Origin of the sequence: Rahnella sp. AN3-3W3 (genome assembly GCF_003263545.1) — a bacterium.
Lineage (GTDB): Bacteria > Pseudomonadota > Gammaproteobacteria > Enterobacterales > Enterobacteriaceae > Rahnella > Rahnella variigena.
The window spans coordinates 13,334-30,697 of record NZ_JYDG01000074.1; the positions used below are offsets into that span (position 1 = coordinate 13,334).

A 17,364-nucleotide genomic window follows, 5' to 3' on the forward strand; every position below is an offset into this window, starting at 1 on the left:
TTTCAGTATCTTCAGGAGCTTCACAATAATGTTAAATATGCATCGGCAAGTCCTGATACTTGCGGGTTCTCAGGCCCTTTTTCAGTCAATATCGGTTCTGATAATGACCATCGGTGGGCTGGCCGGCGCACTATTAACGCCCAGTCTTTCGTTGATCACTGTTCCGCTCTCAATGGCGAGTCTTGGAACGGTGTTAGTCATGTTTCCTGCGTCTTTATGGATGAGCCGGGCAGGTAGAAAAATAGGCTTCATCACCGGCGCTCTGTGTGGAATAGTTGCGGCAGTCATTTCCATGATCGCAATGTTCCATCATTCATTCATTCTGCTATGTCTCGGGATGTTCTTTCTGGGGATCTTTCAGGCTTTTGCGCAGTTTTATCGCTTTGCGGCGGGAGAAGTGGCACTCCCGGCATTTCGTACTAAAGCTATTTCGCTGGTACTGGCCGGCGGCGTTGTGGCAGCCCTGTTAGGACCGTTTCTGGCCAGTCGCGGCAGTGTATTGTTCAGTGTGCCCTATGTAGGCTCATTCCTCTTTATGGGCATACTGGCCTCGCTGGGCCTGTTGTTATTGTCACGTTTGCAGATACCGGTCCAGCCTGGTGAACCTTCCGGGCAAGTGCCGGCAAGGCCGTGGAAAAAAATAGTTTCTCAGCCTGCGTATCTTGTCGCCCTTTTTTCCGGCGCATCCGGATTTGGAATAATGGTTCTGGGCCTGACGGCAACGCCCATTGCAATGAAGCATTACGGTTTTGACTTGTCACAAATCGCCGTCGTGATCCAACTCCACATACTGGGCCGTTTCGTACCGTCGTTTTTCACGGGAAAACTGATCGACCGGTTCGGTGTCATTAACATTAAGCTGACGGGCGTTCTTCTCATGCTTGCCTACATTGCTCTGGCTGTTTCGGGCGTTACGTGGGGGATATTTGCCATTGCATTAGTCCTGATGGGGATAGGGTGGAATTTTCTCTACATCGGCGGAACCAGCCTGCTGGCAACAACTTACACCACGGGAGAAAGGGGGGTTGCACAGGCGGCAAATGACATGAGCGTCTTTATCTTCAGCCTTCTTTGTTCTCTGGGAGCTGGCCCACTGCTCAATGCTTATGGTTGGAAAACCATGCATCTTATTTTGGTGCCCTGGATGCTTGGCCTTGCGGTACCGCTGCTTTGGCTGGCTTTGTGTAAAAAACGTCACGCTATAACAGGGGATGAGGTCACTTTGCCGTTGCCGTAAGGCGGGATACCTGATCTTATGAAGAAATACACAGGAAAAAATAATTTTTTATTGGCCCGATCCCATCGAAATTTGACTTTACGCCCCCTCACGGGATTGAGTGTTTAGCTGCTAGTTTTTAGGTCACTCGGTGACCCTTTCGACAAATAAATCCCAAGGACTGAACATGAAAAATGCACTGATCGTTATCGATATCCAGAATGATTATTTCCCTGGTGGTTCCTTTCCACTTGAGGCGCCTGAAACAGCCTGTAAAGGTGCAGTTAACGCGATTGAAAAAGCGCGTGAGGAAGGCTGGTTGATCGTCGGTATTCAGCATATCGCAACAGCCGATGCACCATTCTTCAGGCCTGACAGTGAGGGTGCAAAAATTCATCCGGATGTTGTCGCTGCACTGGGAGATGCGCCGGTTATCATTAAGAAAGAGGCAGACAGCTTCTTCGAAACCGGTCTTGAGCAGCTGCTGCGTGACAACGGCATTACTGATATTTATCTTACCGGCATGATGACGCAACACTGTGTCACGCATACGGCGCTTTCCCCGCAGGGACTGGGGATGAATATGCACATTATTGCTGAAGGGTGCGCTGCACCAACCAAAGCACTGAGCGACCTTGCCCTGTTCGGACTGAGTGCGCGCTGCAGCGTAAAATAACTCTCTGGTTTGTAAAAATCGCAGGTCTATATATGGGTTGTGTTGTTACCCGATAACACAGCCCTCTCTTTGATAACCCTCCCGGCTTCATCGTGGCTATTTACAGTGTACGACCGCTTATTCATATAAACATCTGCTTAATTTATTAAGGAAAAAATGCTCATCGCCTTATACAGCCTGCTGCCTATTTTCCTGGCCTTTGCGGGCGGACTTAACCTGAAAAAAGTCGTTAAAAATAGTAACCCTTCCTTCTTTGATAAAATTTCAATGCTGTCTCTGTATTTGCTTCTGTTGTTTATGGGGGCCACGGTTGGCGAGATCCCTGATATTAAGGGGCAACTCTCCGTCGCGGGCTTTAATGCTCTGATCATTGCGTCAGGTACATCGGTGGTCACCTTTATTACCCTGGTCGCTGTGGGCAAGCTGAGTGGAGAAAAACGGCTTCTCCGTAATGCTTCACACCTGCAGAACAGTCATTCAGATCTGCTGTCAATTTTTCTTCCCACACTTACTCAGATAATCACGGCGGCGGCCGGCTTTATACTGGGGTTCAGAGGGTTAATGCCCGACCTGGACGCAGACCGCATTATCTCTTTGCTTCTGTATCTGTTGATATTTTCCGTCGCGGTAAAATTATCGTATTCGAATATCAGTATTAAACGCGTGCTGTTAAACAAAGCTAACCTGAGGCTGACGTTGGTCACGATATTATCATCATTTATGGGGGCCGCCCTGGCATCATTGTTTATCAACGTGCCGCTCCATGAGGTTCTTGCGATCGGATCCGGGTTTGGCTGGTATACCCTTTCTGGAACGCTGTTCACCAAAATGGGCAATCCTCTGTTAGGAACCGTGGCTTTCTTAAGCGACCTGTTTCGCGGGATATCTGCGCTGATGCTCATTCCGCTGATTTCGCGGTTCGGTTACAGCAACGCCACCATCGCTATATCCGGTTCAACTGCTCTTGATGTGACGCTGCCAGTTATTGAGAAGTACTGCGGCGCGGATTATGTCCCTTTTGCTGTTCTGATGGGCGGGATCACGACGCTGGTTGTTCCCTTTTTGATCCCTTTTTTCTATTACCTTTGAACAGGCCTTTTGGCAGCGGAGAAAGGACAGTAAGAAAACTTAACCATTGCGATTGACCTGATTTCATCGACTTATGACCTGTGGGCATATCACGGCCTATCCCTTCCTGCTCTTATAGTAAAGCCACTCGCAGCCACCCAGCCGAACGCAGTGGCTGAGCCTCAAAATCTGATGAATCCCTGGAGCAACTAATGAAATTAACGCAAATCCGCAATGCCACTCTCGTGCTGCAATATGCCGGTAAAAAATTCCTTATCGACCCAATGCTGGCAGAAAAGGAAGCCTGGGATGGTTTTGCCGGGAGTGCTCGCCCGCACCTGCGTAATCCCATGGTTGCTTTGCCTGTGCCTGTAGAAGATTTACTGGCTGTTGATGCCGTTATCCTGACCCACACTCATACCGATCACTGGGACGAAGCAGCGCAGCAGGCTGTTCCTAAAGACATGCTTATTTATACGCAGGATGAAAAAGATGCGGCGCTGGTCCGTTCTCAGGGCTTTTTTAACATCCGGGTACTGAAAGATGAAAATCATTTTGTTGACGGACTGACGATTTATAAAACTGACGGCCAGCACGGCAGTAACGAACTGTACGCCGATGCCCAATTGGGTGATTTACTGGGTGACGCATGCGGTCTGGTATTCACGCATCATGATGAAAAAACGATTTATATCGCCGGTGACACCGTCTGGGTTAAGCCTTATGTAAAAAGCCTTCAGCGCTTCAAGCCAGAGATTGTGGTACTCAATACCGGCTATGCGGTCAACGACCTGTACGGTCCGATCATCATGGGCAAAGAAGATACCTTGCGCACGCTTAAAATGTTGCCAACTGCGACCATCGTGGCGTCTCACATGGAATCAATCAATCATTGCCTCCTTACCCGCGCAGAATTACGCGAGTTCTCACTTGAACACGGTATTGAAGATAAGATTCTTATTCCTGCAGACGGTGAAACAATGGCTTTCTGATAAGCCAATAAGATTGATTCAGGGGAAGAATGTATTCCGACAGGTCACCTGTTATCCTCTGATCAATCGGAATCAGCAATACTGCCGCCGGTGTTCCGGTGGCTATCCTTTACGGTAAGGTTAACGTTATGTCTGCATTGACGGTCGCCGTGATTGCCACGGCCGGATTCAGCCCGTTTCACTTTTCAGTCCCCTGTATTATTTTCGGACAGTCTATGCCGCAGCCGGATTTATTCCGCGTGGAAATTTGTGCTGAAAAACCGGGCGTCGTCCTGTCAGATATTGGCCTGTCAATCAATGTGGAACATGGCCTTGAGTTACTTGACGTCGCAGACATTATTATCGTGCCTTACTGGAATCATCCGGAAGAGCGGCCTTCTCAGGCGTTACTTGATAAGCTGATAAACGCATGGCAGCGCGGCGCAGAAGTGGTGGGGCTTTGCCTGGGAGCTTACGTGCTCGCGTATTCCGGCTTGCTGGATCAGCACCGGGCTGCAACACACTGGGAGTTCGAGCAGGACTTCGTTGAACGATTTCCCGCCGTTCGTCTGGACAGCAACTCGCTGTATACCAGCGATGAACGCCTTATTACCTCTGCCGGCACCGCCGCCGGTATTGACTGCTGTCTTAATATCATCAGGGATCATTACGGTTCAGCGGTTGCAAACCGGGTAGCAAGAAGAATGGTGGTTCCTCCTTACCGGGAAGGCGGTCAGGCACAGTTTATTGAACGCCCGGTCCCTGTATCTACGCGGGACGGAAAAATGAACGAGCTGATGGACTACCTGCGTCGCAATCTGGACAAGCCGCACGACCTCGACTCGCTGGCGGGGTTTGCCAGCATGAGCAGGCGGACACTTACCCGTCATTTTTTTAAAGCAACCGGGACAACGCTGGGTGACTGGCTAAACGCTGAGCGTCTTCAGAGAAGCCAGGAGTTGCTGGAAACTACGGACAGCAGTATTGAAAGCGTGTCTGACATGGCCGGGTTTCAGTCGCCAATCTCTTTCCGCCAGAGTTTTAAGGCGAAATTCAGCGTCAGCCCAAGCGAATGGCGCCGGGCATTTCGCGGTCCTGTACCTGTTGATCACGAAAAGGCCTGAGCGGAAGCTAAGAAATCAGAATAGTTTTAAAAAACTGGCAACCTGATACCGGAATGAAAATTTGTTCCTGAAATGAGTGAACTTGCTCATTCTTTAGCGTCGATTTAAAAAGGATTTAGTGCTACTTTTTTCAAACGATAATAGGTTGCCCGCGAAATCCCCGTTTTGTTCATCACGGCTTCAGCCGTCATTTTTTGATGTATCAATTGCAGGGCAATCACAGATTTGCTATGGGGTTTTCGCCCGAATTTAACACCAGCAGCCATAGCTATCACCCGGCCATCATTGGTACGCTCAAGAATGCGTTCCCGTTCTGCCTCAGCCACGGCGGCCAGAATCTGTATCACCATTTTTCCCATAGTTCCTTCGGTACTGAGGCCGTTTTCCAGAAAACGTATGGCGATCCCCTTTTTATAGCAGGCATCCACAATGTGGATCATATCAGCGGTATTACGGCCCATACGATCCATTTTGGTACACAGGATGACGTCATCCTTTTCTGCCCGTGCCAGCAGCCGCTGCAACCCTTCCCGTGCGTCTGTGGCTCCCGACATCATGTCAGTAAAAATTCGATCGTCCCTGACCCCGGCAGATTTCAGCTCAGAAATTTGCATCGTCAGTTTCTGATGGCTGGTTGATACTCTCGCATATCCCAGTAATGCCATATTGGTCTCATAAATCGATATTGATACTGCGTAGTATCATAAAGCATAAAATACGATTTTTGATACTCATGTTTATACCCATTTAGCTAGGTCTCAAAACTTATAATATCTGAGACTGTCAAAAATAGAGCAGATCGCCAGTTTACGAAAGGATGCGCAATGAGTGACGATTTTCTGACCAGAGAACAGACAGAAAACTACGGTCGCTATGTGGCAGAGCCAAATGAGGTTCAACTGGCCCGATATTTTCATCTGGATGAGCGTGACCTTGCTTTTATTAATCAGCGACGGGGAAAACATAACCGTCTTGGGATTGCACTTCAACTGACTACGGCGCGCTTCCTGGGAACGTTTCTTCCTGATCCCCTTCAAATACCCTCATTCATCCGTTTTTACATTGCGGCACAGTTGAACATCAGCCGACCAGAGATCCTTTCCCGATATGCTGAAAGAGAAAATACCCGCTGGGAGCATCAGGGGCTTATCAAGCTCTATTATGATTATCATGATTTTGGTGATTTCCCCTGGACATTCAGACTGAAGCGTTTGCTCTATACTCGCGCCTGGCTCAGCAATGAGCGCCCAGGTCTGCTGTTTGATTTTGCTACCGCATGGTTGCTGCAAAATAAGATCCTGTTACCCGCAGCCTCGACTCTGACAAGGTTGATTGGCGAAGTACGTGAACGGGCAAGTCGACGATTGTGGCGAAGGCTGGCTTTGTTGCCTGACAGCTGGCAGAAAGCGCAACTGGACGGTTTACTTGAAATACCTGAAGGGCAGCGTATATCGGTTCTGGAGGAGATACGAAAAGGTCCTGTCACTATCAGTGGACCGTCATTTACTGACGCCCTGGAGCGATATACCCGACTGCGTAGCATGGAGTTTTTCCGGCTGAATTTTTCCGGTCTGCCTGCCATCCAGCTGCGGAATTTGGCCCGTTATGCCGGAATGGCTTCGGTGAAATATATTTCAAGAATGCCTGAGGAACGGCGACTGGCCGTGCTTACTGCGTTTGTGAAAGCGCAGGAAATTTCGGCGCTTGACGAGGCCGTGGATGTGCTGGATATGCTTATTCTGGATATCACTCGTTCTGCGAAAAACATTGGGCAGAAAAAGCGGCTCAGGACCCTGAAAGATCTTGATCGTGCCGCGCTATTGCTGGCACGGGCATGCTCGTTATTACTTGATGAGAACACCGATGAAGCAGCTCTGCGGCAGGCTATTTTTCGCCGCATACCAAAGGACAAACTGGCTGAATCCGTCGGTAAGGTAAATGAGCTGGCGCGCCCGCAGGATACTCACTTTCAGGATGAAATGGTGGAACAATATGGACGGGTGAAGCGCTTTCTGTCCGCGATGTTGCGTGACTTACACTTTCAGGCTGCCCCGGCCGGGGAGCACACGTTGTCAGCAATCCATTATCTGGCCGAACTGAGTGGCTCAAAAAAGCGAATTCTCGACGATGCACCAGAGCACATCATTTCCGGTCCCTGGAAACGACTGGTATACGACAGAGATGGCAGGATTCTACGCGCTGGTTACTCGTTGTGCCTTCTCGAGCGTCTTCAGGACTCTTTGCGCCGTCGTGATCTCTGGCTGGAGAACAGTGACCGATGGGGTGACCCGCGTCAAAAATTGCTTCAGGGAGCTGAATGGCACGCACAACGGATCCCGGTATGTCGGGCGCTGGGTCATCCATCAGACGGAACTAAAGCAGCAGAGCAACTGGCTACGCGGCTTGATGACACTTGGAAATCAGTGGCTTCACGTTTTGCCTGCAACGCGGCAGTCAGCATAAGCAATGAAGGTAAGCATCCCTCACTGACGATCAGTAGTCTGGATAAGCTGGATGAGCCACCGGCACTGATACAATTGAATCGTCGGGTAAGAGAACTGATCCCACCCGTTGATCTGACTGAGCTGTTACTTGAAATAGATGCCCGAACCGGTTTTACCCGCGATTTCAGCCACGTCAGTGAATCAGGTGCACGGGCGCAGGATCTCCAGGTCAGTCTGTGCGCAACACTGCTGGCGGAAGCCTGCAATATAGGGCATGAACCTCTGATAAAGCATAATATTCCCGCGCTTACTCGCCATCGTCTGAGCTGGGTTAAACAAAATTATCTCAGGGCAGAAACGCTGGTTAGCGCTAATGCACGGCTGGTTGATTTTCAGTCCACGCTTCCGCTCGCGGGGTTCTGGGGAGGTGGGGAGGTTGCCTCCGCAGATGGTATGCGTTTTGTCACACCGGTTAAAACGGTTAATTCCGGACCAAATCGTAAATACTTTGGTTCAGGACGCGGTATCACCTGGTACAACTTCGTCTCAGATCAGTACTCCGGTTTCCATGGCATTGTCGTTCCCGGTACGCTTCGTGATTCCATCTTTGTACTGGAAGGGCTTCTGGAGCAGCAGACCGGGCTGAATCCGGTAGAAATTATGACGGACACGGCAGGATCCAGCGATATCATTTTTGGCCTGTTCTGGTTACTGGGCTACCAGTTTTCCCCTCGTCTGGCCGATGCAGGTGGGGCGATATTCTGGCGGGCAGATAAAATGGCCCATTATGGTGCCCTGAATGAGCTGGCCCGGGGATGTGTTGAACTTTCAAAAATAGAATCCCAATGGGATGAAATGATGCGAATGGCGGGTTCACTGAAGCTTGGGACCATCCATGCATCAGAGCTTATTCGTTCACTGTTGAGAAGTAGCCGACCATCTGGTCTGGCTCAGGCGATTATGGAAGTGGGCCGGGTCAACAAGACTTTGTATCTTCTCAACTATATCGATGATGAGGATTACCGGCGTCGGATACTCACTCAGCTCAACCGGGGAGAAGGACGCCATGCAGTGGCTCGAGCCATTTGCTACGGACAACGTGGTGAGATTAGAAAACGCTACCGTGAAGGTCAGGAAGATCAACTGGGTGCTCTGGGCCTGGTGACCAATGCGGTTGTGCTGTGGAATACACTTTACATGCAGGAGGCGTTGTCACATCTTCGCAAATCGGGGGAAGCGCCTGAGGAGGAGCACCTGGCAAGATTATCGCCGCTGATACATGGCCATATAAATATGCTGGGGCATTATACGTTTTCGTTACCAGAAGATATTTTGAAGGGCGAGTTAAGGCCGTTAAATTTCAATACAAACAATGGATTAACCTCTTAGCGTGGTTTTTTACATCATTGGACCTCGAACCCCGATATTTAATGAGATGGTAACTCCCTCCTTCCCGGTACAATGTTAATGTTTAGGATAGGCTTTCATTCGGAGAACTATCATGGGAAACATTGCGTTCATTGGTATCGATTTGGGTAAAAAATCTTTCCATATTCATTGCCAAGATCGTCGCGGCAAGGCTGTTTACCGTAAAAAATTTACACGGCCAAAGTTAATCGAATTTTTGGCGACATGCCCCGCTACAACCATCGCAATGGAAGCCTGTGGTGGCTCTCACTTTATGGCACGCAAGTTGGAAGAGTTCGGACATTTTCCTAAGCTGATATCACCACAATTTGTCCGTTCATTCGTTAAAAGTAACATAAACTACTTTGTCGACGCCGAAGCTATTTGTGAAGCTGCATCGCGTCCGTCTATGCGTTTTGTGCACCTAGAACGGAATCTCAGCAGGCAATGCGGGCTCAGCATCGTGTCCGTGAATCCCTGGTTCAGGATAAGGTAAAAACAACCAATCAGATGCATGCTTTTCTGCTGGAATTTGGCATTAGCGTTCCACGAGGATCCGCCGTTATTAGCCGACTGAGTACCGTTCTTGAGGACAATAGTTTGCCTCTTTACCTCAGCCAGTTATTGCTGAAATTACAACAGCATTATCACTATCTTGTTGAGCAGATTAGAGATTTGGAATCCTAGTTGGAACGAAAGTTGTACGAAGATGAGATTGGCGACGGGAAGCAGTACGCCAGCAGTCGTGACTTTGCGGCGGCAACAGGGCTAGTGCCTCGACAGTACAGCACGAGAGGCCGGACGGCATTGCTAGGAATTAGTAAGCGAGGTAACAAAAAGATCCGAACTTTGTTAGTTCAATGTACCAGGGTATTCATACAAAAACTGGAATACCAGTCTGGTAAATTGGCCGATTGGGTCAGGGATCTACTGTGTAGGAAAAGCAACTTTGTCCTCACTTGTGCTCTGGCAAACAAGCTAGGCAGAATAGCCTGGGCCATAACGGCACGACAGCAAACTTGTGTAGCTAAACGGCAGAAATACACCGGTTTAAAGGATCACTTATCTGGTTTTGCGAATATTGATATTAATATTGATGATACTAACGGCTTACCGGCCTGTTGAGGAACCTATAAAACGGAAAGGCTCATTGAAGCCTTATATTTTCTGGAGGTTCATCAGGCGCGGAACTCATCGAGGCGCGGGAATAAAATCCCATTCAGACGCCGGATAGATTCAAGCAAGCCAACTTATCGTCAAAATCGGTGTTGCAAAAACGGGAGTGACCATGGATTCCGTTTTCCAAGCGGCCCCCTAATTGGACGCAGTGATGCGTATTTAACCATTAATTTTCGTATCAAACTACATGGCCTACACCGAACGGGGGAATTTTAGAGACAGGAAAGTATTGTACGGAATTGGTGTTTAGTCTGAACAGGCTAGACGGGTAACCAGCACTTGCGGGATTTTCAGGGAATTTGGTCAAATCGGATAATCTTATGAGGCCAAATAAATCCTTTATGCACCTTGGATGGTTAAATAATGCGCTCAGAGAACAAATTTATCCGGTCCCCAATCCTTTCCCTTTCGATAAAGCAAAAAAAAGCACCTAAAATGGTGCTTTTCTATAAAAATAATTTTAATTATTAAAATTTAGCTTAAGATGGTCTTTAGTACTTGTTTCCCTGGTATTGGCCGTACATTGGCCTCCTCACACATTGTTCGGAGCAGTGTGTGAGGTTTCTTTTGCAGGTGTGAAAGTATCACTTATCATAATGTCTCGTAAGTTGTACTTAAGTACTGAAAAAACCTGTACTTAAAGTGCATCAGGACTCGTCAAAGGATAAGCCGACCATTGGGGAACCGACGATATGTTTAGCGCTTTTGCTCACAGTCACACCATCACAGAGACATTAAAAGATTATATCGACCGGAAACTGAGTCCCCTTGGACACCCCGACTACGCCTATACGGTCGTAAGAAAGAAAAATCCTTCTGAAGTCCTTATCATCTCAAGTTACCCCGATGAGTGGGTCAACCTCTATCGGGCCAACAATTTTCAGCTTACCGATCCGGTAATACTGACCGCCTCTAAAAGAACGTCGCCCTTTGCGTGGGATGAAAACATCACGCTGATGTCAGATCTGAAGCTTACCAAAATCTTTTCCCTTTCCAGTCAGTACAACATTCTCAATGGCTATACTTTTGTGCTGCATGACCAGATGGGAAACTTGGCAACGCTATCTTTTATCATCGCTGACCAGAGGCAAGCGGAACTGGAAGAGCTGCTTTCTTTTGAGCGCGGGAACTTGCAGATGCTTCTCATCAATATCAATGAGCAGATGTACCGGCTGGTGGGAGGAATATCAGCGCACGGGCGCCAAACAACGTCAAGAAAGGATACAGCCATTTTCACACTCCGTGAAAATGAGGCTCTTTATTGGGCCAGCATGGGAAAGACGTATGCGGAGATCGCGGTGATTATTGGTGTCTCAGTCAGTACGATAAAATTCCATATGGGAAATGCGGTTGCTAAGCTCGGTGTGAACAACGCCCGCCAGGCAATCAGGTTGGGTGTTGAGCTTGAACTGATTATGCCGGTAGCATCAGCGGCCAGGTAAACAAATAGGCAGTCTGGCTATTAAGTTTTCTGGCCATTTTCAACTGTTCGGCCTGACCGGCAGGAAGATAGACCAGACAGATATGTTCGTGTTCAGTGAGAAAAGCTTCTTTAATAGGCTGTATTTGCCAGCAGGAGCGCTTCAGTATCGCCAGCATGGCGCGGCTTTATGAGCTCAGCTTATCATGGCAAGGGACGGGCATGGCTGACGAGATACCGTTCGCCGAGAAGCTCCCGGGCCCGCAGTTTATCGACTAAAAAACGGCTCGACTCAACGCTAGCAGCAGGAAGAGGAACCGAATCAAAACACGCACGAAACGTATGAGTTATCATATTAGGCTGGTCAAGGGGGTAAAGCGCACGCTGCAAATAAGTTTCCCCTTATACAGTCCGAGAATATAGCGTGTCGAGTCATTATCGAACTCCATATCTTGTTTACAGAGAACGCTCCATTCCAGGCGGTCACTGAAAGTGGTTTTTCTTGGTGTTCTGGTCTAATAATCGGTGACACCGACATAAGAGGATATAATCCTTGAAACGGAGGTGCCTATGGCCAGAACTACACGCAAAAATTACAGCAAAGAATTCAAGATCGAAGCCGCCAAACTTGTTTGTGAACAAGGGTTTTCATGTGTTGAAGTTGCCCGTCAGCTCAACGTCGTCGATCAGAATATCAGTCGCTGGGTGACTGCTTATGAGCAATCCCTGCAAACTGAGCTGTCGGGAGAAAGACCTCGCAGCGAACTCAAAGCCGAATTGCGCCGCCTGCGTGCTGAAAATGTAGAACTCAGCCAAAACCGGCGGGAAAATTGCTGGGGTAATGCTGTTATGGAACGTTTTTTGGTAGTCTGAAATCAGAGTGGGTGAAAGAGCGCTGCTTAATGGGGGTCAACTTTTATTAGACCAGAACATAGACGGTAAAGCTCATCCACCCGCCCCATATTGAGCTCTTCATAGTTCACGTCAAACAGTTCAAGCATCCCATCATCCTGTTTAATTAAAAATTATAAAGCGTTGTATCCTGAAATCCGTACATCATTACCCTGCAAAAACGTGGTGAGCGTTGCCCGGCAATGAAGGGAAATAACAGGATGTTATTCTAAAAAAAATATCACCTCCATACTCACTAAAAACGGCAGAGACATTCCCGTAACCACATCCGCAACAATAGTGTCGTGTTAATTGATTTGACTCAACTTTGAGCACGGCGGCAGTGCGACTGCGCATCTAAAATTAACTCATGCGCTGATTTGACTAAACGATATAGGGAGGAAGCCCGGATGCAACGAGCGATAAAAGAGAGCATAGCCTGCTACAGGGACGGGGATTTTTCAAAGATGAGAGAGGATGCCAGGGAGGCAATATTGAGTCTTTACAAAAACGATGACGAAAAACCTGCCCACATGGCCAGAATTCAAATATCCACAAATTTACTGCTCATGGGGAAGGCGCTTCAGGACAACCGGTTGTTAAGGATGGCCGTAGAAGTGCTCATGGTGAATGAAAAAGTTGAAGCGATTGATATCCTGCTACGTACCCAGGAAATTCTCAGGGAAAACGGGCTCAGCTGAGCTGATGTAATAAACAGTCAACAACAGCCTGCTTGCTCTGTGGAGGGGTGACCGCGATAGAATTTCGTATGCGGGCCTCATAAACGTTGGCTCGTGTACCATCAGAGGATGCAGGTTGAAACGATCAACAAACTTTGGCCACGATTTTAGAGCGTTCCCAAAACAATCTTTCTGATTGGGGTTGTAAAGCCTGATTATAACAGCTCGCAATCGAAACTTCATCGACTCGCAACAATCCCGTTTTCGGCTCTAAATAAATGCAAATTGGGTTCTGCGCCGGAACCGACGAAATTTCCGACGTTAGGATTCCTGCTCTTTTGTAAGTAATTTGTATGCATTACTGCATCCGATTATGGTGCCTTCAATGAAAATCGATGTGTACCTGTTATGTGAGACGTTGCAATCCGTGATTTTTCGCTACAAATTGGTTATTCCTTTGCTGTCAGATCAACGATCGGTATTACGTACAGGCCGCCGAATGCCACAACTTATGCTTCACGAAAATTTCGGCGATTCCGACGTACAACCCCAAGTGGAACACAAATGTATTACACACGAAATGCATTTGTGTTCCACTTTCACTTAAAAACTTATCAGTCGCTTAAATAGTAGCTGCTGGATATCCTGCTTTTGCGACAAAACCGCATGAGCGGTAATGGTTTTATCTTCGACCGAATACAGGACACGATAGCCATCTGCCGTATTGCATTCACGGTATTTAGCACATCCTATTTTCAGCAATTCCGGGCAGACCTGACAGCCAAGAGGAAAATCACTCACTCGTTTTTCGAATTGCTCAATAATGGCGGTGATCACCTCTTTGGGTTCAGCTTCTGTACGACGTAAATAGTTGGCTATATCATCGATACAAACTTTTACGGTATGAGTGTATTGAAATACAAAGCTCATTTTACAACCCTTCCAGCAGTTGGTCCCTTGAGTAAACCTTGCCGTCAGTTTTATCCTTCTCAGAGAGGGTAAGCAACTTAAGTAACGCAATTGCGTTTTCACGCTCCTGCTGAACATCGTATGATTCAATCACATATGCAGGAACGCCATTCTGAGTAACCAGGATCGGCTCTGCCAGATCAAGCGTTGCAGCGTTTTTTTTCACATAACTGATAGTTTCGACTCTCATGATATATACTCTTTTACGAAAAGAGTTTAAATTTAGTCTAAATATAGTTTCATTGCAAGGGCCGCTTAGCAGGGGTTACCTATGTGTTCTAATGGCGGATACATTCCCCAAGGCTAACCAACTTTGCTGGATGCACACCGAAAACAGGAGGATGACAGGCAGGTGATATGTTTATTTACCGACAGTAAAATAAAATGATATAGAACTACATATGTAATTCATTTGTGTTACATAATAAGTATTATTGATCACCTTTCAATAGCGCAGAGGCCATGAGCTGAAAAAGGAAAGGTTCAGCATTTTTCGGACATGGTTCGGTCTGCCAACCGCACCGATCCAGCAGTTTATTCAGATTAGCCACACTACCGGTAGCTCTGGCCAAAAGCGGCGTAATCTGTTTTCCATCATCATTAAAAGCTGTATCGAGAGAAGAACGGGACAGGTATATCGCGTTAACACTAGCATTCATTGGTACGGCATTGCGGCCACCCCATTCCCTGTCAGTGAGGAGTCGGTATATCCAGTGCATTTCTTTTGCGGTTTCGAGCGCGTAAGTAAGCCGGAACAAATCATTCTGCTCCAGCAGCTCGCCGGTGCAGGAACGCCACAGGTAATCAAGCTTGTGAAGCATCTTTGCTCTGGCTCCCAGAGTTCGCCCCTGCTTTAGCAACCATTCGATATCCGGGGCCACATCGCGGGGAAATCGGTGCTGTTTAAGCGCGGTGGCCAGCCAGCGGGTCAGGAATAGATTTTCCTGGGATTCAGAACTGACCAGGCCGTCACGCTTTGCCAGCTGAAGGGCGACCATGGCACACCATGCAAGATGGCCGGATTTTCTCGTCAACGATTCAGTGCTCACAGATATTTACTTCTCCCTGGCGTTATCCATTTTGTACGTATTACACATATGGTTAATTATACCGCGATATTTAATCTAACTAAATGTTTTAAAAGATTTTTCATTTATGCGTTTACGCATGAAGGCGACAAAAATGGCTTCATACAACGCAGTTGTTTAGGGTCGCCGGTGACCCGGCGAAGCCGGTTCAGGTTTGATAGGTTCTGCCTAACCCACCCCTCCCCCTGTAGAGCCAAACCCGCTTTAAGCAATGCAGAAGCTTTTGTGCGCGGTCGGAGTGGTCCCGACAAGGCCTTTGGCCGCAGTAGGGGCGTATCTCCGCGTGCGAGCGTTAGCGAAGCTACGAGCGTGTACTGAGAACATTCAGCAACGCTACTTCCAGCGACACCATTTCTCTAGTTACAACATCCATTGTAAAGCCACTCTGTTCCCGGCCTTTGGCCGGGGGCGGGGCGGCTTTTTAGTGGGTAAGGCAGTTATCGTTTTTCTCGCTGGCTCAGAGCTGTAGTTTGCCCACCGGAGGTGGGAGCTATCATAAGGCGCGTAGCGACTTTCCGAACCGGCGCGAGCTTTGCTCGCTGCAAGGGCGGTCACTTATGTCCTTAATCCATAGGAAATGCCTGATGGAGTAAGATCTTTTTAATTAGTTTACTAATTAAAAGAAAAAGACCTCTGGGTTATGAATGTATTGCAGGTAAGAAATTGTTGGTTTCCGGGTAAGGTTCAGATCTCGATTGCGGGTAATTGTGGATTAGAAAAGAAAATAGGCCGGTTTGCCTTCGGGAACATGATTGGGGTTGTCAGTGAGTGTTTTAAATGTGCTTTTTTTGAGCGAACCCCGTACTGTGAGCAGTACGAAAACCGCCAGCGGCGGTTAGAGGGGATTTTTCAGTAGATTAAGGGGTCAGTGAACGCTGTCCGGCGGGGCATGTTCCAGCCCGAGGTCCAGTTGATACAGTCGCATGTGCGCAAGCCGCTCGAATTCATCCGGCGTCATTTGATAAAGCTCGTCGGCTGGAAGCGTTTTCGTTAAATGATCGGCCATAGCATAGAGCCTGTCGTCAAACTCCAGCTTGCCCAGTTTTTTCGCACGCTTCTGCTTCAGGGCATTCTCTCGCCGACGCACAAGTGTTGCGTGTCGCATACGTTCATACCAACGCTTACGGGCAGCACTGACGCTAATTTCCTCTCCGGGAGCAAGAAGGCCATCAGCTTCGGCCATCAGCCGTTCCTGCTGCTGCGCATACAGTTTATCGATATTGACGCCAACCAGCTTCCAGAACTGCTCCGACAACACGACATGCTTCGGATACCAGTAGCGATTAAAACTGTCCCACTGGACACCCTCAGGTAGTTCCAGTAGACCGAAGCGTATGAGCTCCTGTATCAGAGTGCATACCCGGCGAACGGTTACGGCCGTTTCCGGGATGACGTTCCCGTCTTCGTCTTTTGGACTGAGTTCGTTGGCCAGCCGGCTGACATTCATCGTAACGATGTTCGTTGATCTGTCAGCGACGCTGATAAGCAGGGGAAAAATCGCATCAAGCAGGTTTTGCCGATCAGGACGAAAATCACGGGAACGTCCCACAACCCGACGCATCTGAACAAAGTAGGGGTGACGGGAGATACGTATGCGCAGCGATACACGGCCACTTTGCTTGTCACGTTTAACTAACCGACGATAGCCGTGGCCAAACTCACCGGACAACGGTTTGTATTGCTCCGGCCGGATATATAAAGGGTTAGGGCATTTACACGCAGTAGAATGCTCACCTCTTCGGCGTTTGGTAGGTTTTGGTGGGGACTGCGTCTGGGGTTCGTCAATCCATTGCGAATAGGTGTCATCTGTCGCGGCACGCTCGAGCGCATCGAAATTGATGTTTTCCCAGGTTGGATCGGTAGATAGGTTGTTTGGACTTTTGCTAGTCACACCCGCCGACACTTATGGCGGTCTTCGGGTATTGTTTTCTGAATTGCATGAGTTATAATCTCTTACAGGCCAGCGCCTGCTTTGTGACCCCCTGATATCTGACGCCTTCCGCCAAGTTGATGACAGATATCGGGGGGTTTTTGCATTCAAGGCCCACTGTCCCGGTACCTTTTCCCTTTGAGCATTTCAGGATATGCCCATCCAACTACACTATGCCGCCTAAAGCCACATAGCCTTTTATTCCTCTGCACTCGGCCCCGCCTCTTACAAGTCGATGACTTCAGCAGAAATCTTTGCAAATATTACCCGTTTTTTATCCGCTTGCAACAAATGGATCCTA

The 17,364-nt window shown here is 48.3% G+C and carries 14 protein-coding genes and 2 pseudogenes; 10 read left to right on the top strand and 6 right to left on the bottom strand.

Annotated elements, in window-relative coordinates:
* Positions 1-28 precede the first annotated feature (28 nt).
* From UC15_RS19090 to UC15_RS19110, 5 genes are all read left to right on the top strand, one after another.
* Positions 29-1,237 (top strand): MFS transporter, encoded by a 1,209-nt coding sequence (locus UC15_RS19090; RefSeq protein ID WP_112290171.1) that lies wholly within the window; start codon positions 29-31, stop codon positions 1,235-1,237.
* A 166-nt stretch (positions 1,238-1,403) separates the two neighbouring features.
* Complete coding sequence (locus UC15_RS19095; RefSeq protein ID WP_094484735.1) at positions 1,404-1,892, top strand: isochorismatase family protein; 489 nt, start codon at positions 1,404-1,406, stop codon at positions 1,890-1,892.
* Positions 1,893-2,048: 156 nt separating this feature from the next.
* A complete protein-coding gene (locus tag UC15_RS19100) occupies positions 2,049-2,981 on the top strand; it encodes a lysine exporter LysO family protein (protein ID WP_112290172.1) in 933 nt (310 codons plus the stop codon).
* A 191-nt stretch (positions 2,982-3,172) separates the two neighbouring features.
* Positions 3,173-3,952 (top strand): MBL fold metallo-hydrolase, encoded by a 780-nt coding sequence (locus tag UC15_RS19105; RefSeq protein WP_112290174.1) that lies wholly within the window; start codon positions 3,173-3,175, stop codon positions 3,950-3,952.
* Between the two features lie 128 nt (positions 3,953-4,080).
* Complete coding sequence (locus tag UC15_RS19110; RefSeq protein WP_015060465.1) at positions 4,081-5,055, top strand: GlxA family transcriptional regulator; 975 nt, start codon at positions 4,081-4,083, stop codon at positions 5,053-5,055.
* Between the two features lie 104 nt (positions 5,056-5,159).
* Here UC15_RS19110 and UC15_RS19115 read toward each other — a convergent pair whose 3' ends face one another.
* Positions 5,160-5,720: a recombinase family protein gene (locus UC15_RS19115; RefSeq protein WP_112290175.1), complete on the bottom strand. Its 561-nt coding sequence runs from the start codon at positions 5,718-5,720 to the stop codon at positions 5,160-5,162.
* Positions 5,721-5,879: 159 nt separating this feature from the next.
* Between UC15_RS19115 and UC15_RS19120 the strand changes: the two genes are divergently transcribed.
* From UC15_RS19120 to UC15_RS19130, 3 genes and pseudogenes are all read left to right on the top strand, one after another.
* A complete protein-coding gene (locus UC15_RS19120; protein WP_112290177.1) occupies positions 5,880-8,888 on the top strand; it encodes a Tn3 family transposase in 3,009 nt (1,002 codons plus the stop codon).
* 112 nt (positions 8,889-9,000) lie between these two features.
* Positions 9,001-10,031: pseudogene (locus tag UC15_RS19125) on the top strand (IS110 family transposase).
* 746 nt (positions 10,032-10,777) lie between these two features.
* Positions 10,778-11,527 (top strand): LuxR family transcriptional regulator, encoded by a 750-nt coding sequence (locus tag UC15_RS19130; RefSeq protein ID WP_112290178.1) that lies wholly within the window; start codon positions 10,778-10,780, stop codon positions 11,525-11,527.
* Here UC15_RS19130 and UC15_RS19135 read toward each other — a convergent pair.
* Positions 11,499-12,008, bottom strand: a pseudogene (locus tag UC15_RS19135) (acyl-homoserine-lactone synthase); the annotation flags it as partial. The gene UC15_RS19130 and the pseudogene UC15_RS19135 overlap by 29 nt on opposite strands.
* Positions 12,009-12,075: 67 nt before the next feature.
* Between UC15_RS19135 and UC15_RS19140 the strand changes: the two are divergent.
* On the top strand, positions 12,076-12,378 hold the full coding sequence (locus UC15_RS19140) for a transposase (protein ID WP_112290180.1): 303 nt from the start codon (positions 12,076-12,078) through the stop codon (positions 12,376-12,378).
* Between the two features lie 428 nt (positions 12,379-12,806).
* Positions 12,807-13,097: a hypothetical protein gene (locus tag UC15_RS19145; RefSeq protein WP_112290181.1), complete on the top strand. Its 291-nt coding sequence runs from the start codon at positions 12,807-12,809 to the stop codon at positions 13,095-13,097.
* Positions 13,098-13,679: 582 nt separating this feature from the next.
* Here the strand turns inward: UC15_RS19145 and UC15_RS19150 are convergent.
* The 4 genes from UC15_RS19150 to repA all read right to left on the bottom strand — a co-directional run bounded on the left by UC15_RS19150 (position 13,680) and on the right by repA (position 17,024).
* A complete protein-coding gene (locus UC15_RS19150) occupies positions 13,680-14,006 on the bottom strand; it encodes a type II toxin-antitoxin system RelE/ParE family toxin (RefSeq protein ID WP_112290183.1) in 327 nt (108 codons plus the stop codon).
* A 1-nt stretch (position 14,007) separates the two neighbouring features.
* Positions 14,008-14,235, bottom strand: a complete 228-nt coding sequence (locus UC15_RS19155; protein ID WP_112290184.1) for a type II toxin-antitoxin system Phd/YefM family antitoxin — start codon at positions 14,233-14,235, stop codon at positions 14,008-14,010.
* Between the two features lie 241 nt (positions 14,236-14,476).
* Positions 14,477-15,043: a DUF2913 family protein gene (locus UC15_RS19160; RefSeq protein ID WP_157961008.1), complete on the bottom strand. Its 567-nt coding sequence runs from the start codon at positions 15,041-15,043 to the stop codon at positions 14,477-14,479.
* Between the two features lie 955 nt (positions 15,044-15,998).
* Positions 15,999-17,024: a plasmid replication initiator RepA gene (repA, locus tag UC15_RS19175; RefSeq protein ID WP_112290219.1), complete on the bottom strand. Its 1,026-nt coding sequence runs from the start codon at positions 17,022-17,024 to the stop codon at positions 15,999-16,001.
* Between the last annotated feature and the right edge of the window lie 340 nt (positions 17,025-17,364).

Coding starts and splice junctions, on each gene's coding strand:
- UC15_RS19140 (WP_112290180.1), top strand. CDS start 12,076: ATGGCCAGAACTACACGCAAAAATTACAGCAAAGAATTCAAGATCGAA.
- UC15_RS19110 (WP_015060465.1), top strand. CDS start 4,081: ATGTCTGCATTGACGGTCGCCGTGATTGCCACGGCCGGATTCAGCCCG.
- UC15_RS19145 (WP_112290181.1), top strand. CDS start 12,807: ATGCAACGAGCGATAAAAGAGAGCATAGCCTGCTACAGGGACGGGGAT.
- UC15_RS19120 (WP_112290177.1), top strand. CDS start 5,880: ATGAGTGACGATTTTCTGACCAGAGAACAGACAGAAAACTACGGTCGC.
- UC15_RS19115 (WP_112290175.1), bottom strand. CDS start 5,720: ATGGCATTACTGGGATATGCGAGAGTATCAACCAGCCATCAGAAACTG.
- UC15_RS19160 (WP_157961008.1), bottom strand. CDS start 15,043: ATGGTCGCCCTTCAGCTGGCAAAGCGTGACGGCCTGGTCAGTTCTGAA.
- UC15_RS19155 (WP_112290184.1), bottom strand. CDS start 14,235: ATGAGAGTCGAAACTATCAGTTATGTGAAAAAAAACGCTGCAACGCTT.
- UC15_RS19150 (WP_112290183.1), bottom strand. CDS start 14,006: ATGAGCTTTGTATTTCAATACACTCATACCGTAAAAGTTTGTATCGAT.
- UC15_RS19130 (WP_112290178.1), top strand. CDS start 10,778: ATGTTTAGCGCTTTTGCTCACAGTCACACCATCACAGAGACATTAAAA.
- UC15_RS19095 (WP_094484735.1), top strand. CDS start 1,404: ATGAAAAATGCACTGATCGTTATCGATATCCAGAATGATTATTTCCCT.
- UC15_RS19100 (WP_112290172.1), top strand. CDS start 2,049: ATGCTCATCGCCTTATACAGCCTGCTGCCTATTTTCCTGGCCTTTGCG.
- UC15_RS19090 (WP_112290171.1), top strand. CDS start 29: ATGTTAAATATGCATCGGCAAGTCCTGATACTTGCGGGTTCTCAGGCC.
- UC15_RS19105 (WP_112290174.1), top strand. CDS start 3,173: ATGAAATTAACGCAAATCCGCAATGCCACTCTCGTGCTGCAATATGCC.